Here is a 14,787-nt window from a genome sequence, read left to right on the forward strand (position 1 = left end):
TAACTTTTTCCACATCAGCAACGGCGATTCACCCCAAGTTTGCCAAATGTCTGATTGGATAAATATTACTGAAGGGTACAAGGGAAGAACGGCTTCCCACCGACCATAGAGGTAGCAATGGAGCACATCGAGGCCGAACATCCCCGGCCACGCCACTTCCTACTCCACCTGAGTGATCCCCACCTGTTGGGAGGTCCAGAACCCCTCTACGGAACCGTCGACAGCGAAGCCAGGCTTATCCAGCTCTTCGACGAAGTCAAAGCGTCCAAAGCCAGGCCGGAGGCCGTAATCTTTACGGGCGACCTCGCCGACAAGGGTGATCCCGGCGCGTATGCAAAGCTGCGCGCCATCGTCGACCCCGCCTGTAAGGAACTCGGCGCCCAGGTCATCTGGGCCATGGGAAACCATGACGACCGGGCCAGCTTCCGTCAGGGCCTCCTCGACGAGCCCGGCAGTGAGGAGCCGGTGGACCGCAGCTACTTCATCAACGGGCTGCGCGTCATCACTTTGGACACCACTGTCCCGGGCTTCCACCATGGTGAACTGAGCGCAGCACAGCTGGAGTGGCTGGCCCGCCAGCTGGAAACCCCTGCCCCGGACGGCACCATCCTGGCCCTCCACCACCCTCCAGTTCCGTCGGTGCTGGACCTTTCGGTCCTGGTGGAACTGCGGGACCAGGCATCCCTGGCGGCAGTGGTGCGCAATTCGGATGTCCGCACCATCCTGGCGGGCCACCTGCACTACTCCACCACGGCCAGCTTCGCAGGGGTCCCCGTCTCGGTCGCTTCCGCCTCCTGCTACACCCAGGACCTGACAGTACCCGTGGGCGGAACCCGCGGGCAGGACGGCGGACAGGCCTTCAACCTGGTGCACGTATACGAACACACCATCGTGCACTCCGTGGTGCCGATGGGCGGTGCGCCTACGGTCGGCGAGTACGTGTCTCCCGAAGAGACGGCCCGGCGGCTGGAGGCTGCCGGGGTCCGGATTCCGGAGACCACGAAGCAGCGAGGCAGCGCCAAGCTCGGCGTCCCCACCCGGCGCTAGGCCGGCTCCGCAAGAGGGGCCGCCCTGCGTCGGCTGGCTCAACGTGAGGCTGGGCTACTTCTCCCAGGGCGCCTTGATGGGGAAGTACCTTTCCAGGAAGTCGGTCACCACCTCGGCGCGCTCGTCCGCGCTGACCTCAGGGAAACTGCCGTCGTTCAGGCAGAAGAAATCCATGTTCCGTTTTGCGAGCAGCTTGGGCAGGTACTTGAGGCCGGAGCGCATGGTGGTGTCCACGTAGCGCACCTTTGCCGCGGTCTGCGTCACGGCGCGGCCGGTGAGCAGGGCGTAGTAGTGGTAGAAGGAGTTGGTCACGGAGATGTTGTCCGCCGCACGGAACCGGCTGGCCGCCGTCTTCCGGAACTCCTCAGGGAACTCCTCCTCCATCTGGTCCACCACGCTGCGCCGCAGGGGAGCGGCAGTGTGCTCCAGGTGGCGGGTGGTGATCCGGCCGAACCGGTTCCACAAGAGCTTGCGGTTTACCCGGGCCGCATTCTCGAACCCGCTGCGCTCGGCGTCGTTCTCGCCGAGGCCAATCCTGGTTTCCGCTTCGATGAACTTGGTGATGCCTCCGGGGGTGAAGAACATGTCCGGGCCCACCGGCCGGCCAAAGAACATGTCGTCGTTGGAGTAAAGGAAGTGCTCGGACAGCCCCTCGATATGCTGCAACTGGCATTCCACCGCCTGGGAGTTGTGCGTGGGCAGCACTGAGGGATCGGAGAAGAACTCCTCACTCCGGACGATGGTGACGGACGGGTGCTCTGCCAGCCAGGCAGGAGCGGGGGAGTCCGTGGCAATGAAGATGCGGCGGATCCAGGGCGCAAACATGTACACGGACCGCAGTGCGTACTTGAGTTCGTTTATTTGCCGGAACCGGGCCTCATGGTCGTCGCCCTCGCCCAGGACAACGCCCTGCTGCTGGGCGCGGCGGGCAGCGATGTATTCCGGGGAGCTTCCGTCCACCCAGGAGAAAACGATGTCGATGTCGAAGCTGATGTCGCTTGCATGGTCCGCAAACATGTTCTCGATGGTGGGCCAGGTGTGGCCGTAGCGTTCCACGGTGCCGCGGACCGCATCCTGGCGCAGCAGCGTCCTGCGTGTCAGTGAGTTCTCGATGGGAAGGGTAAGCTGTTCGCCCTCGAAGGACCAGAGCTCGATCTGGACGCCGGCAGAAGCGCCGAATTCAAAGCCGCCCACCGGCTCCACCCGCGGCCGGTACAGCCGGAAGATACGTCCCTGCCGGTTGGGGGACAGCTCACCGTCCGCCACCAGGACAGAGGTCTTCTTCTTGGCGTCCACGGTCATGGAATAGAAGGGCTCGTCCCGGCACGCCTCCACCAAGGCAGCCCGAAGCTTCTTACGGTCCTTCCAGTCCAGGGCCACCACGGGCCGGTCGTTGTTGCCGCGGACCAGGAGGTACGCAAGGCCTGCGTTGGCCAGGACGTTGCGCAGGAACAGCAGGTCTTCCACCATGGCCTGGTAGGGGGTCCTGGTGTCATTGATCAGGGCATAGCGGCCCTTGTACCGGATGACGTCAGGCCGGTTCTTGAGCCGTTGCTCAGCCGCCGCCGACGTGATCTCGGCGTGAAATTCTTCTTCCACGGACGGTTGGGCGCCGTAGTAGACCTCGTCCTGGACCGGTGCTTCTGTAATGGTTGTCTCCGCGCTGCTGGAAGTGGGCGTTCTTACCTGCATGATAGCCCTGCCGGAGTAACGGAACATTTCAGGGCGAAATTGCGGCCGCGCGGGCAGAAACGGGCGACGGCGGCCGGCGCAGGCTTAGGCGTCCAGCGCCTCCCGCCAGGCACGCAGGAAAGCACCGCCGGCGTCGTCGTGGATCACCGTGGGCTCCAGGCCCAGGTCAGCTGCCGTCAGCACGGGGTAAGGCTTGCTGGGCACGCCGTCCGCCGGCCGCACGTCGACATGTTTAACGGAATGGTCATTGTGGTGCAGCCAGTCCGCCATCGCGTAATCGGTGCGTGAATCGCCCACCGTCCGCCACGCCTGGGGTGTGATCCCCTGGGCCGCAAGAAGCTCTACCGCGCGGCTGGCGCCCAGGTCCTTCCCCAGCCGCACCGACTCAATGTCCGTGGAAATGATGGTGGGATCCACGCGGTAGTCCACCTCGTCGTCGGAATTCGGTGCGTGGTGGTCAAGCCGGACAACGCCCAGCCCGTGCCGTGCCATGAGTTCCATCGCCTCGGCATCGAACAGCTTCTGTTCTGCCAGGTAGTCGGCGCTGGGCACGTTGATGTGCTGCTCCACGGAAACCATGGCGCGCTTGGTCTCGTCAAAGAACATGTGGGCGGCATAGTCCTCTGCCACGAGCCGGCGGACATCGTCGCCGTATGCCGCCGGAACGGCAAGCTCCCGGTCCACATGGATGGGACCCGGGCCGGCGGAGGTATAGCTGAACCAGACCGCGCCCTTTTCGCAGATGGCGTGGATGACGGTGCCTGCCGGAATGCCCGCCGCGATCATCGGTTCCATGACCTGCTCCCGGATAAAGGCGTCCGAGCGGCCGGTATTGAAGATGACGGGAATCCCGGCAGCTGCGAGGGCCACCAGGTCCGCGATGATGCCGGGCTTGACGTCGCGGGTCACGGGGCTGGCCACGGGCCCGTCCACGTCCAGCAGGAGCGCCAGCGGCGGTGCGGACGGCAGGCGGATTCCGGGCGCGGACACGGCAGGGGACTCGGATACTGTCATGGGTCCATTCTGTCAGCAGGACCGGCGCCGTCCCGTGCGGGCGCCTGCGGACCGGGCAGTGGGGCGGATGGTCACTGTTTGGCTACAACCTGGCGTGCCCCAGCCCTGCTACTTTCGCTGGGGCACCGCGGTGCCTACTGTGGCATGGTGATATTCAAAGCTGTGGGCGAGGGCCGCCCTTACCCCGACCATGGTTACAGCACTCCCAAGCAGTGGGCGTCGCTGCCGCCGCGGCCGGTGCGGCTGGACGAACTGGTGACCACCAAGCGCACCCTGGACCTGGAAGCGCTGCTGGCGGAAGACTCCACATTCTTCGGTGACCTGTTCCCGCACGTGGTGCAGTACCGGGGGACCCTTTACCTTGAGGACGGACTGCACCGCGCGGTGCGGACCGCCCTGCACCAGCGCACTGCGATCCATGCCCGGGTCCTGGTGCTCGATGGCTAGCAGGCGGCCAAAGGACCCCGGGGTCCTGCATGGCCACCGCGTTGTTTCCGGGCCCGAGCTGCGTGCCGCCATGGAAGCGGTCAAGGATGCCGACGAGACGGCCAGGGTTCGCCGCCGCGTGCTGCACGGGGTGGTGCTGGTCATTCTGATCGGCGTGATCGCGGCAGGGATCATCCTTGCCCTGGCCATCATCAATGGCCGGCTGAAGATACCTTCCGCCGAGCCCGCCCCGACCGCGGTGTCTTCGTGCCCGGCCTCGATGTTCGACTACACGCCTGCCGACAAGATCAACCTGAACGTCTACAACTCCACCAGCCGTCCCGGTCTTGCCCGCTCCGTGGCGGATGAATTCCTGGCACGCAAGTTCGTGGTGGGGAACGTATCGAACGTCAAGGCCGGCTACCGGGGCGTGGCCGCAGTGGTGTCGGGTGCTGCAGGACAAGCGGCGGCGTTCACGGTGCAGCGCCACGTGCCCGGATCGGATTACTTCCAGGACGGCAGGACCGACGCCAGCGTTGACGTGATTTTGGCGCAGGACTACAAGGCGCTCGTCCCGCCGGAACTGGTGGACCAGACGCCCGGGAAGCTCAGCTGCCCACGGGAGAACCGACGCACAGCGGACACGGACAAACTGCCCGTCATGCCTGCCGCCGCTCCAACGCCCTGACCGACGCTGGGGACTCAGCCGGCCACTGCCGGAAGCTGGGCAACCCGGAGGGGCCGGCCGCCGTCGTCGAACCTTGCACCTGCGCCCAACTGGATGAAGCGCACGGTCCGGGCTACGCGCGCCTCCAGTTCGGCGGGCTCGTCGCTGCCCCTCGCGGCGCTGGAGGACAACGTGCCCAGGATCAGCTGGGCCTGCTGGCCCGCGTCCGCCACCGGAAGGTACCCCTGCTCCATCCCGTCACGCAGGATGCCCTGCAGCAGGACGCTGAGCTCGCCCACATGGTCGGAGAGCTTGGCAAAGGACGACGGCGACAGCACCGCCCCCATGGCAGGTCCGGGCGGGAGGTGGCGGCGGCTGAGGTCAACCACTTGGGCGCGGACGTACAGGGCCAGCCGCTCGACGGGATTCTCCAGCCGGCCCAGCGATTCGCGCAGGTCGGAGAGGAATTTCTCGGTCTCGTCCAGGGCGTAGGAGATCAGGAGTTCTTCGATGTCCGCGTAGTAGTTGTAGACGGCGGTGCGGCCCACACCTGCGTGCCGGGCCACGTCCGTCATGGTCAGCCCTGGCAGGCCGTGGGTGAAAAGGAGCTCGCCGAAAGCGGTGAGGATACGGCGCTGGGTGTCCGCGCGTTGTTCGGCGTTGCTGGCCGCTGAAATCCTGGGCATAGAGACACTTTACCGCGATGTGTCAGTAAAAGGCGCTAGACCGCGCAGCCGTCCGGGCCGCAGGCCTCGGCTTCCGCGGAATTGACCAGGACCAGGGGGTTGGCGTCCTGCCACGCCTGGTGGAGGGCAGCGGCGAACGTCTCCGTGGGCTGGGCGCCGGACAACCCGAATTTCCGGTCTATCACGAAGAACGGGACCCCGCTGATCCCCAGGCCACGGGCCTCCTGGAAATCGAACCGGACCTCGTCCGAGTACTTGTCCGTGGTGAAGAGTTCCTCCACCTCGTTGGCCGGCAGGCCCAGGCTGTGGCCCAGGGAGGACAGGTAATCCCGGTTTCCAATGTCCTTGCCGTGCTCGAAGTGGTCGCTGAGCAGGCGCTCCTTGGCCGCATCCTGCCTGCCATGGGCTGCCGCGAGGTGGATCAGGCGGTGAGCGGTGAAACTGTTGGCCACCACTACCTTGTCGAACCTGTAGTCCAGCCCTTCACCCTTGGCTTGCTCTGCCACATGCTCGAACATCTCCGAAACCTGCGGGGCCGGCATGCCCTTGCGGCTGCTCAGGTACTCCAGTTCGGTCCCGTCGTAGTGGTCCGGCAATGTTGGGTCCAGCTGGTAGCTGCGCCACACCACGTCGACAGCCTCACGGTGCGGAAATGCTGCCAGGGCAGCCTCGAACCGGCGCTTGCCGATGAAACACCACGGGCAGGCAACATCTGACCAGATCTCAATCTTCATGCCGTGCACAACCTGCAGGCTCCGGCCACCATTCCGGGTGCCACTATGAGATGCCCCACAAGCAGGTCTTGTGGTGGGGGCTTTCCTGCGGAATAGTCGGATCAGAGGTCAAGCAGGAGGCCCGTTCAAAGCTTAAACACCGCGGTGGATGCCCATGCCCGGTGGAGTACCGCCCGGCCAGCTGGGGAGCCCGGCCTGTCAAACCTGTGAGGCCAGGAATGCGGATTGGACTTGTGACAGGGCCGTGGATTACGGTGCCGCCGGCAACCTACGGTGGAACCGAACGAGTGGTGGACACGCTGGCCAGGGGCTTCGCGGCGGCCGGGCATGAGGTGCTGTTGGCGGCGCCCGCGGACAGCACATGCCCAGTGCAGCTCGTTCCCGGGATGCGGCCCACCGATTACGGCGGATTGGGGACCACGCTCTCCGAGCTCAGCCACGTGGTCAGGGCGTACGAGGGGCTCCAGGACGTGGACATCATCCACGACCACACCCTGGCCGGCCCCCTCTACCTGCACCGGCCGGTCGCGGTGCCGGTGGCCACAACCATCCACGGCCCCCTTCACGCGCAGGCGGCGGATATCTACCGAGCCGTCGCACGGAAGGGCGCCGTCATTGCTATTTCAAGGGACCAGGCTTCCCATGCCCCCGACGTTCCGGTCACCCGCGTGATCCACCACGGCATGGACTTGTCCGCCGTACCGGTGGGCACCGGAAGCGGCGGATACTTGTGCTTCGTGGGACGGTCGTCGCCGGACAAGGGACTGGTAGAAGCCATCACCATCGCGCGGCAGGCCGGGATCCACCTCAAGATCGCGGTCAAGATGCGGGAACCGGAGGAGGTGCGCTACTTCCGGGAAGTCATCGAACCGATGCTGGGACCCAATGAGGACTTCGTGGGCGAGGTGGATGATGCCGCAAAGTACCGGCTGATGGGGGAGGCGTTGGGTTTCCTGAATCCGATTCAATGGGCCGAACCGTTCGGGCTGGTGATGATCGAGGCCCTGGCCACCGGCACTCCCGTAATCGGCACCTACATCGGCTCCGCCCCGGAGATTGTCAAGCACGGGCGCACAGGGTTCCTGGGAAAGACGGCGGAACTGGCCGGGCTGGTTCCGGCAGCTGCGGCCCTGGACAGGGCGGAGTGCCGCAACGCGGTGGTGGAGAGGTTCAGTGCGGAACGGATGGTCGGCGAGCACCTGGAACTCTACAGCGACCTTATTGAAGGGAGGCTGCCTCCAGGGGTTCCGCACGGTACTCGGTTGCACCAGAATCGATAGGGGCAGAACTGCTTTCCCGATCCACCGGGGCAGCGTCCCCTCAGAAGGGAGTCTTTTCCATGACCGCCTGGAATGCAGACAATGAGGCAACGGTGTCCGAATCCGGCTCAGTGACTGTCCTGGAGGGCTCATCCTTTTGTATCTCGTCCGGCAGCGGCGACATCAGTCCCGATGCAGGCACGAACGGCGTCTTCTACCAGGACACGCGGATCGTTTCACGCTGGATGCTGCGGATCAACGGGTCGCTCCGCGAACCGCTTTCTGCCCAGCGGCCCCAACCGTTCCAGGCCACCTTCGTGGGGCGGGCAAAATGGCCGGACGGCAGGTTCGACAGCCCGCTGGTGGTCCGTCAGGTCCGGCATATCGGCCCAGGCCTGCAGGACGACATCACCTTGGAAAACTACGCAGCCGAACCCGTGGAATGCGATATCGAACTCCTCGTGGACGCTGACCAGGCCGACCTGTTCGACGTCAAGGGCGGGCGCACCACGGGCCCGGATGACACCAGCCGGACGGTGTCGGAGGGCCGGCTTGTCATCGAGGCAGCCCGGCACGGCCAGCAGCGCGGGTCCGCCGTCGGGGCCCGTGGTGCGGAAGTCAGCACTGACGGCCTGCGCTTCCGTGTAACTGTTCCGGCGCGGGGGAAATGGGCCGTCAGCGTGATCGTGGTGCCGTTGGTGAACGGGGAAGCTCCGGAAAAACCCTTCAAGGAAGGACAGCTGCCACACCACCGCGAAGGCGTGCGCCGGCACCTGGCCTGGGAGGAAAACGTCCCGAGGATCAGCATCGAGGACTCCCATCTCCAGGACCTGCTCAACCGGAGCCAGAGCGATCTTGGTGCGCTGCGCATCTTCGACGCACACCACCCTGAACGGGCAGCGGTAGCTGCCGGCGCACCCTGGTTCATGGCCCTGTTCGGGCGGGACTCCCTGTTGACCTCCTACATGAGCATGATGGTCAACCCGAACCTGGCGCTGGGCACCCTGCAGACCTTGGCCGGGATCCAGGGAAAGAAAGTAGACCCGGATTCGGAGGAGGAACCGGGACGGATCCCGCACGAGGTCCGACTGGGCGTGACGGCGGGACTCTCCCTGGGCGGCAGCGCGTACTACGGCACAGCGGACGCAACCCCGCTCTTCGTAGCGGTCCTTGGCGAACTAAGCCGCTGGGGACTTTCCAGGGAAAAGATCCAGCCGCTTCTGGCACACGCAGACCGTGCACTGGAATGGATCGAAAAGTACGGCGACCGGGACGGCGACGGATTCGTAGAATATCTCCGCGCCAACGAGCACGGCCTGGTCAACCAAGGCTGGAAGGACTCCTGGGACGGCATCAATTTCGCTGACGGCACCATCGCCGAGGCCCCCATCGCCCTGTGCGAGGTCCAGGCCTATGTGTACTCGGCCTATCTGGGCAGGTCACTGCTGGCGCACTGGAGCGGTGACACCGCTTTGGAGATGTATTGGGCGGACAAGGCCGCGGCCTTCAAAGAGGAGTTCAACAAGAAGTTCTGGATGCCGGACAAGGGCTACTTCGCCGTGGCGCTGGACAAGGACAAGCGTCCGGTCGACGCGCTGACCTCCAACATCGGCCACTGCCTGTGGACCGGCATCGTGGACCAGGACAAAGCGGTGTCAGTGATGGAGCACCTGATGTCTCCGCAAATGTTCACGGGCTGGGGGATCCGTACGCTGGCCTCTGACATGGGCGCCTACAACCCCGTCAGCTACCACAACGGCTCCGTCTGGCCGCACGATACCGCGCTGGTGGCTACTGGCCTGATGCGCTACGGCTTTGTTGATGAGGCCAAGCGGGTGGCCCTGGGGATCTTCGACGCCGCAGCACATTTTGACGGCCGGCTGCCGGAACTGTTCTGCGGCTTTGACCGGGGCGAGTTCCCCAGCCCGGTGCCGTACCCCACCGCATGCTCCCCGCAGGCATGGGCTGCGGCTGCTCCGATCCAGCTGGCACGGATCCTGCTCCGCTTCGATCCCGTCTTCACCCGCGGCGTGGTGCACCTGTCACCCATCCTGCCCGAGGTTGTGGGCTCGTTCCGGGCGGAAAACGTCATGCTGGACTCGAGCCGGGTCACTATCAGCGCAGCCGGGACAACGGGCAACATCGAGGGGCTGCCCCCGGGCCTCAAGCTCCTGGCCGAGCCGCGCCCGCCGCTGGCCTACCCGCCGAACGGTTTTGTCGGCAGTCCGGTCGATCACGGGCTGAACCATCCGGGAGCCTGAACCACCCAGCAACTGAACCGCTCAGGGCAGGGCGCGTTCCAGTACGAAGTCGTGCTCCACGGTGCTGCCAAGACGGAAGGACTTGGTCCCCACCGTGCGGAAGCCTGACTTTCCGTAGAAGCGGATGGCACGCGCGTTCTGGCTGTTCACGCCAAGCCAGGCCCCGGCCCCACCGGATGCCGCCGCCGCCTGGAGGCTTGCGTGCATGAGTTCGGCCGCAGCTCCCAGCCCGTGATAGTCGGGGTGGACATAGCACTTGCTGATTTCCACGGATGGCAGCAGCGTCAGCACGGAGGCCACGTCCGGGTCCGCGGCAGGCCTGTCCACCAGGAGGCTGTAACCGTTAAGCTGCCCGCCGGCGTCGATGACCAGGATGGTGGTGTCCGGGTCCGCAAGGTACCCCTTGAAGTGTTCCTCACTCAACGTGTTGGCCAGGTGGGCGGCAATGTCGTTGGGTGAGGACGACGGCGGGCAGGCCAGCGGAAAGGTGACGGCCGCCAGCGCAGCCAGCGGGCCGGCGTCGTCCGCTGTTGCCCTGCGGATGGTGTGGGTCATGCGCTCTCTCCAGGTCAGGTGGTGATGGTTCGGATGGGGGAGCCGGCCAGCCACGCGGTGACGTCCTCAAGGGCGCCGCCGTAGAACTGCCGGTAACTTTCCTGGGTGACGTAGCCCAGGTGGGGGGAGAGCACGGTGTTGGGTGCAGCCAGGAGCGGGTGCCCGGCCTGCAGCGGTTCCTGGTCGAAGACGTCCAGGGCGGCGCCGCGGATCCACCCGTCGTTGAGCGCCTTGATCAGCGCCTCCTGGTCCACCAGTGCCCCGCGGGCGGTATTCACCAGGATGCCTTCCGGGCCCAGCAGCCGCAGTTCAGCCTCTCCCACCGTGTTCTCGGACCGAGGGGAGAGCCGCAGATGGAGGGTTACGACGTCGGCCACCGTGAAAAGCTCGTCCTTGGACACCCGCCGGGCGCCCGCTTCCTTGGCTGCTTCCGGCGTGAGGTTCTGGCTCCACGCCACCACGTCCATGCCGAATGCCTGCCCGTACGCGGCCACCCGCCGGCCGATCTTGCCCAGCCCCACGACGCCCAGGGTCTTCCCGGCCAGCTCGAAACCCACGGTGGACTGCCACGTCCCTGCCCGGAGGGAGTTCTCCTCTGCGGGAAGGTGCCGGGCGATGGCGAGCAGGAGGGCCCAGGCCAGTTCCGGAGCGGCGGTGGGTGAGCCGGGCGTGCCGCACACGGTCACGCCGTGTTCCGCTGCGGCTTCCAGGTCGATGGCGGCGTTCGCCATTCCGGTGGTGACCAGCAACTCGAGTGCCGGCAGCTGCTCGAATACCTCGCGCGGGAACGCCGTCCGTTCCCGCATCGCGATCACCATGGTGGTGTCTGCCAGCGCCGAAACCAGGGCGTCCCGGGACGCGAATGGCTCACGGTATGACGTCACTGCTACACCCTCAGCCTCCAAAGCCGTGAAGTCGGCGAAGCCGTGGGCCACGTCCTGGTAGTCGTCGAGGATGGCAAGGCGGTGGGTCATGGGTGTCCTTCGCAGTGTCCTACGTCCTTGGGTCACGTTCATGGTATGGCAGGGCTGGCCGGACGGGTGCCTGAAACTCCAGCAACGCCAGGCGTGATAGCAATGGGAGTGATGAATCCACGCCCACTCCCGATTTTGCCCCTGTGAGCGGCCGCGTCCTGTCCCGCATCCCGAAAAGCTGGGTCCTGCTGGCCTGCATCGGCCTGCTGGCGCTGAACCTCCGCGGCCCCTTCGTTGCCGTCGCACCCCTGGTGGGCCTCATGCAGGCGGAACTGCACTTTTCGCCGGTCATGCTGGGGCTGTTGACCAGCATCCCCGTGCTTTGCTTTTCGCTGGCGGCTCCGCTGGCGTCCCTGGCGGCCCGGAAGTTCGGTGCAGAGTTCGCGGTGACGCTGACCATCCTGGGCGTGCTGGCCGGCGTGCTGCTCCGTTCCGCAGGAGGACCGGCGCTGGTGGTGGCCGGCACGGTGGTCATCGGTGTGGCCATCACTGTGGGCAACATTGCGGTGCCGCTGATCATCCGCCGGGACTTCGCCCCGCGGCGGCAGGGGACCGCGATGGGGATCTACACCGCCGCCCTGAACATCGGGTCCTTCCTGACCTCGGTGGCCACGGCCCCGCTGGCGGCAGTGACTGGGTGGCGGCTGACGCTGGCCGCCGTCGCGGTTTTGGCCGTGGCCGCAGTGGTGGTCTGGGTGCTGGCAGTGGGGCCGCGGACGGCATTCCTGGTCGAGGCCGGGGACGGCGGCGACACGGCCCGGGTCCCGGCGGGCCGTTCGGGCTGGATCACGTTCGGGCTCACGGCGGGCTTCGGCGGCCAGGCGTTCTCCTACTACGGCGTCACGGCCTGGCTGCCGAGCTACCTGCACGACGAGCTGGGCATGAATGCCGCACAGGCCGGCGCCGCGTCCTCGATTTTCCAGATCCTCGCCATCGTGGGCGGCCTTGGCGTGCCCTTCGCGGCCAAATACCTGAGTACGACGGCGGTGGCGGTCACCCTGGGTGCGTTGTGGCTCGCCGTTCCGGCGGGACTGCTGTTCCTGCCGCAGCTGTGGTGGCTGTGGTCCACCTCAGGCGGGATCGCCCAGGGAGGCGGCATCACCCTGATCTTCATCGCCATCATCAAGCTTGCCCGCGACCAGGCCTCCGCCGGCTGGATGTCCGCCACCGTCCAGGGCCTGGGCTACTGCCTCGCCGCCGTGGCCCCGCCGTTGGTGGGCTTCGTCCACGACAGCTCCGGATCGTGGACGCCGGCCCTGCTGGTCATCCTGGTGTCGGTGCTGACCTTCTTCGTCAGCACCACCCTGTCCGTGCGGCAGGTGCCGAAGGGGCGCTGAGCCGGCTGCCGCCGTCGTGCACCCCTCCCCACCCCAGCCGGGCCCCAGACGCCCGCTCACTTAACGCAACAAACACGACGACGCCCGCTCACTTTCTTCAGGAAAGTGAGCGGGCGTTTTGGGTCTTCCCGCAGGACGTGAGCGGGCGTGTGGGTAGTGCTCCGTCGCCGGGCCGGCGCCCCGGATTTCGGGGGGCCTGTTGCGAAGGGCGTGCCGGCCCGGCGGACGGAAGTTGTGCGCTGCCTTAGGCCGCGGCCAGCTCCTCGACGGTGGCCTTTTCGCGGGCTTCGGTCAGGTAGCGGGCGTAGGCGGGGAGGGTGAGGAAGGAAGGGAACTCGGTGGCCAGGGTGACTTCCTCGAAGATGTCGCGCGCGTCCTCGAACCGGTCGCCGTCAAAGCGCTCCAGCCGGCTGAATTCCTCGTCCAGGAGCTCCTCCACCCATTCGTGGCTGATGATCTCGCCGTGGTCGGTGATGGCCCGGGCGTAGATCCACTGCCAGAGCTGGGAGCGGGAGATCTCGGCGGTGGCGGCGTCCTCCATGAGGTTGTGGATGGCGACTGCGCCGTTGCCGCGGAGCCAGGACTCGATGTAGCGGATGCCCACTTCGATGTTGTTCCGGATGCCCTGTTCGGTGATGGTGCCGTGCAGGGAAGCGATGTCGATGAGGGCGCGGTCATCCGGGTGGACGTCCTCGCGGAGCCGGTCCAGCTGGTTGGGCTTGTTCCCGAGGACTCCGTCGAAAACCTCGCGGCAGACGGGCACCAGGTCCGGGTGGGCCACCCACGAACCGTCGAAGCCGTCGTTGGCCTCGCGGGTTTTGTCCGTGCGGACCTTTTCGAGGGCGTTGGCGTTGGCCTCCGGGTCCTTGCGGTTGGGAACCGCGGCGGCCATGCCGCCGATGGCCATGGCGCCGCGCTTGTGGCAGGCCCGGACCAGCTGTTCGGTGTAGGCGCGCATGAACGGGGCGGTCATGGTCACCTGGCCGCGGTCCGGCAGGACGAAGCGGGGCCCGCGGGTGCGGAAGTTCTTGATGATGGAGAAGATGTAGTCCCAGCGGCCGGCGTTCAGGCCTGCGGCGTGGTCGCGCAGTTCATAGAGGATCTCCTCCATTTCGAAGGCGGCGGTGATGGTCTCGATCAGCACGGTGGCGCGGATGGTGCCCTGCGGGATGCCGAGCAGGTCCTGGGCAAGGATGAAGATGTCATTCCACAGCCGGGCTTCGAGGTGGTTTTCAATCTTGGGCAGGTAGAAGTACGGGCCCTTGCCCTGGGCCAGCAGGCGGCGGGCGTTGTGGAAGAAGAACAGGCCGAAGTCCACAATGCCGCCGGGGATGGGGGCGCCGTCGATGAGCATGTGCTTCTCCGGCAGGTGCCAGCCACGGGGCCGGACCACGATGGTAGGCAGCTCCCCGGCCGGACGGAGCTTGTATTCCTTGCCCTCTTCACTGGTAAAATCGATCCGGCGCTCCAGGGCATCGGTAAGGTTCAGCTGGCCCTTGATGACGTTCCGCCACATGGGGGTGGAGGAGTCCTCCATGTCCGCCAGCCACACTTTGGCACCGGAGTTCAGGGCGTTGATGGTCATCTTCTTGTCCACCGGGCCGGTGATCTCCACCCGGCGGTCCTCCAGTCCGGGTGCCGGGGGAGCCACCCGCCAGGAAGCATCATTCCGGATGTGCTCGGTCTCCCGGAGGAACCTTGGGTCCTGCCCGGCAGCGATGTCAGCCCGCCGTGTACGCCGAGCCTGCAGCAGCTCCTGCCTCCGGTCAGCAGTAGCCCGGTGCAGCTTGGCGATGAAGGACAGGGCGTCCGGCGTCAGCACCTCATCCTGCCGGCAAATGGGCTGCGCGGTCATGGTAATGCCATTGATAGTGAAGCTATCGGTGAAGCTGTTCATCTCAGTCTCCTTAAAGACGAAAGGGAAGTTCGACGGCGGGACTTGCCTGAGTGGGTGCGGCCGGGAACGGAAATCCTCCGCGTGCTATCCCCATCCCCGACGTAAGACCTCGCAAAGCTCGGTCGACGCCGGGGACAGGGCCCCTTTACGCACGCTTCCGGATTCCCCCTCCCGACCAGGCGACGTCACGCTTACGTGTGTGCCGCCGTCGTGCCTCTTCGGTGAGCGAAGCGAATAA

13 protein-coding genes are annotated in these 14,787 nt (G+C 66.0%); 6 read left to right on the top strand and 7 right to left on the bottom strand.

The features are described 5' to 3' along the window. The first annotated feature begins 117 nt into the window (after positions 1-117). Positions 118-1,047 carry a phosphodiesterase gene (locus J7I84_RS10175; RefSeq protein ID WP_214944109.1) on the top strand — a complete coding sequence of 310 codons (930 nt, stop codon included), beginning with the start codon at positions 118-120 and terminating at the stop codon, positions 1,045-1,047. Between the two features lie 54 nt (positions 1,048-1,101). Here J7I84_RS10175 and J7I84_RS10180 read toward each other — a convergent pair whose 3' ends face one another. Together J7I84_RS10180 and J7I84_RS10185 are read right to left on the bottom strand one after the other, a co-directional pair. After that, complete coding sequence (locus J7I84_RS10180) at positions 1,102-2,739, bottom strand: stealth family protein (protein WP_214944111.1); 1,638 nt, start codon at positions 2,737-2,739, stop codon at positions 1,102-1,104. Positions 2,740-2,823: 84 nt separating this feature from the next. Continuing rightward, positions 2,824-3,753: a hypothetical protein gene (locus J7I84_RS10185; RefSeq protein WP_214944114.1), complete on the bottom strand. Its 930-nt coding sequence runs from the start codon at positions 3,751-3,753 to the stop codon at positions 2,824-2,826. A 147-nt stretch (positions 3,754-3,900) separates the two neighbouring features. Between J7I84_RS10185 and J7I84_RS10190 the strand changes: the two genes are divergently transcribed. Then, positions 3,901-4,200, top strand: coding sequence for a type II toxin-antitoxin system VapB family antitoxin (locus J7I84_RS10190; protein ID WP_210411385.1), 300 nt, complete (start codon positions 3,901-3,903; stop codon positions 4,198-4,200). Then, a complete protein-coding gene (locus J7I84_RS10195; RefSeq protein WP_214944116.1) occupies positions 4,193-4,867 on the top strand; it encodes a LytR C-terminal domain-containing protein in 675 nt (224 codons plus the stop codon). The genes J7I84_RS10190 and J7I84_RS10195 overlap by 8 nt, the downstream gene beginning before the upstream one ends. A gap of 14 nt (positions 4,868-4,881) precedes the next feature. On the opposite strand, the gene J7I84_RS10200 is transcribed toward J7I84_RS10195, so the two are convergent. Both J7I84_RS10200 and J7I84_RS10205 read right to left on the bottom strand, forming a co-directional pair. Further along, on the bottom strand, positions 4,882-5,532 hold the full coding sequence (locus J7I84_RS10200) for a TetR/AcrR family transcriptional regulator (protein WP_214944118.1): 651 nt from the start codon (positions 5,530-5,532) through the stop codon (positions 4,882-4,884). 35 nt (positions 5,533-5,567) lie between these two features. Continuing rightward, a complete protein-coding gene (locus tag J7I84_RS10205) occupies positions 5,568-6,266 on the bottom strand; it encodes a DsbA family oxidoreductase (RefSeq protein WP_214944120.1) in 699 nt (232 codons plus the stop codon). Positions 6,267-6,484: 218 nt separating this feature from the next. Here J7I84_RS10205 and J7I84_RS10210 point away from each other — a divergent pair, with 218 nt between their 5' ends. Both J7I84_RS10210 and J7I84_RS10215 read left to right on the top strand, forming a co-directional pair. Continuing rightward, a complete protein-coding gene (locus tag J7I84_RS10210; RefSeq protein ID WP_214944122.1) occupies positions 6,485-7,546 on the top strand; it encodes a glycosyltransferase family 4 protein in 1,062 nt (353 codons plus the stop codon). 59 nt (positions 7,547-7,605) lie between these two features. Next, positions 7,606-9,786 (top strand): glycogen debranching N-terminal domain-containing protein, encoded by a 2,181-nt coding sequence (locus J7I84_RS10215; RefSeq protein WP_214944124.1) that lies wholly within the window; start codon positions 7,606-7,608, stop codon positions 9,784-9,786. Positions 9,787-9,807: 21 nt separating this feature from the next. Here the strand turns inward: J7I84_RS10215 and J7I84_RS10220 are convergent, their stop codons facing one another. Continuing rightward, entirely contained in the window at positions 9,808-10,341 is a 534-nt protein-coding gene (locus tag J7I84_RS10220) for a GNAT family N-acetyltransferase (protein ID WP_214944126.1), read from the bottom strand. A gap of 14 nt (positions 10,342-10,355) precedes the next feature. Then, the gene (locus tag J7I84_RS10225) at positions 10,356-11,315 is read right to left on the bottom strand and encodes a D-2-hydroxyacid dehydrogenase family protein (RefSeq protein ID WP_214944128.1); all 960 of its coding nucleotides are present in this window, start codon (positions 11,313-11,315) and stop codon (positions 10,356-10,358) included. A gap of 143 nt (positions 11,316-11,458) precedes the next feature. On the opposite strand from J7I84_RS10225, the gene J7I84_RS10230 reads away from it, so the two are divergent. Beyond that, positions 11,459-12,652, top strand: coding sequence for a CynX/NimT family MFS transporter (locus J7I84_RS10230; RefSeq protein WP_214944130.1), 1,194 nt, complete (start codon positions 11,459-11,461; stop codon positions 12,650-12,652). A gap of 244 nt (positions 12,653-12,896) precedes the next feature. Here J7I84_RS10230 and aceB read toward each other — a convergent pair whose 3' ends face one another. Further along, positions 12,897-14,549, bottom strand: a complete 1,653-nt coding sequence (aceB, locus tag J7I84_RS10235) for a malate synthase A (RefSeq protein WP_214944132.1) — start codon at positions 14,547-14,549, stop codon at positions 12,897-12,899. Positions 14,550-14,787 lie beyond the last annotated feature (238 nt).

This window comes from Arthrobacter sp. ISL-85, assembly GCF_018613675.1.
In the GTDB taxonomy this organism is placed as follows: domain Bacteria; phylum Actinomycetota; class Actinomycetes; order Actinomycetales; family Micrococcaceae; genus Arthrobacter.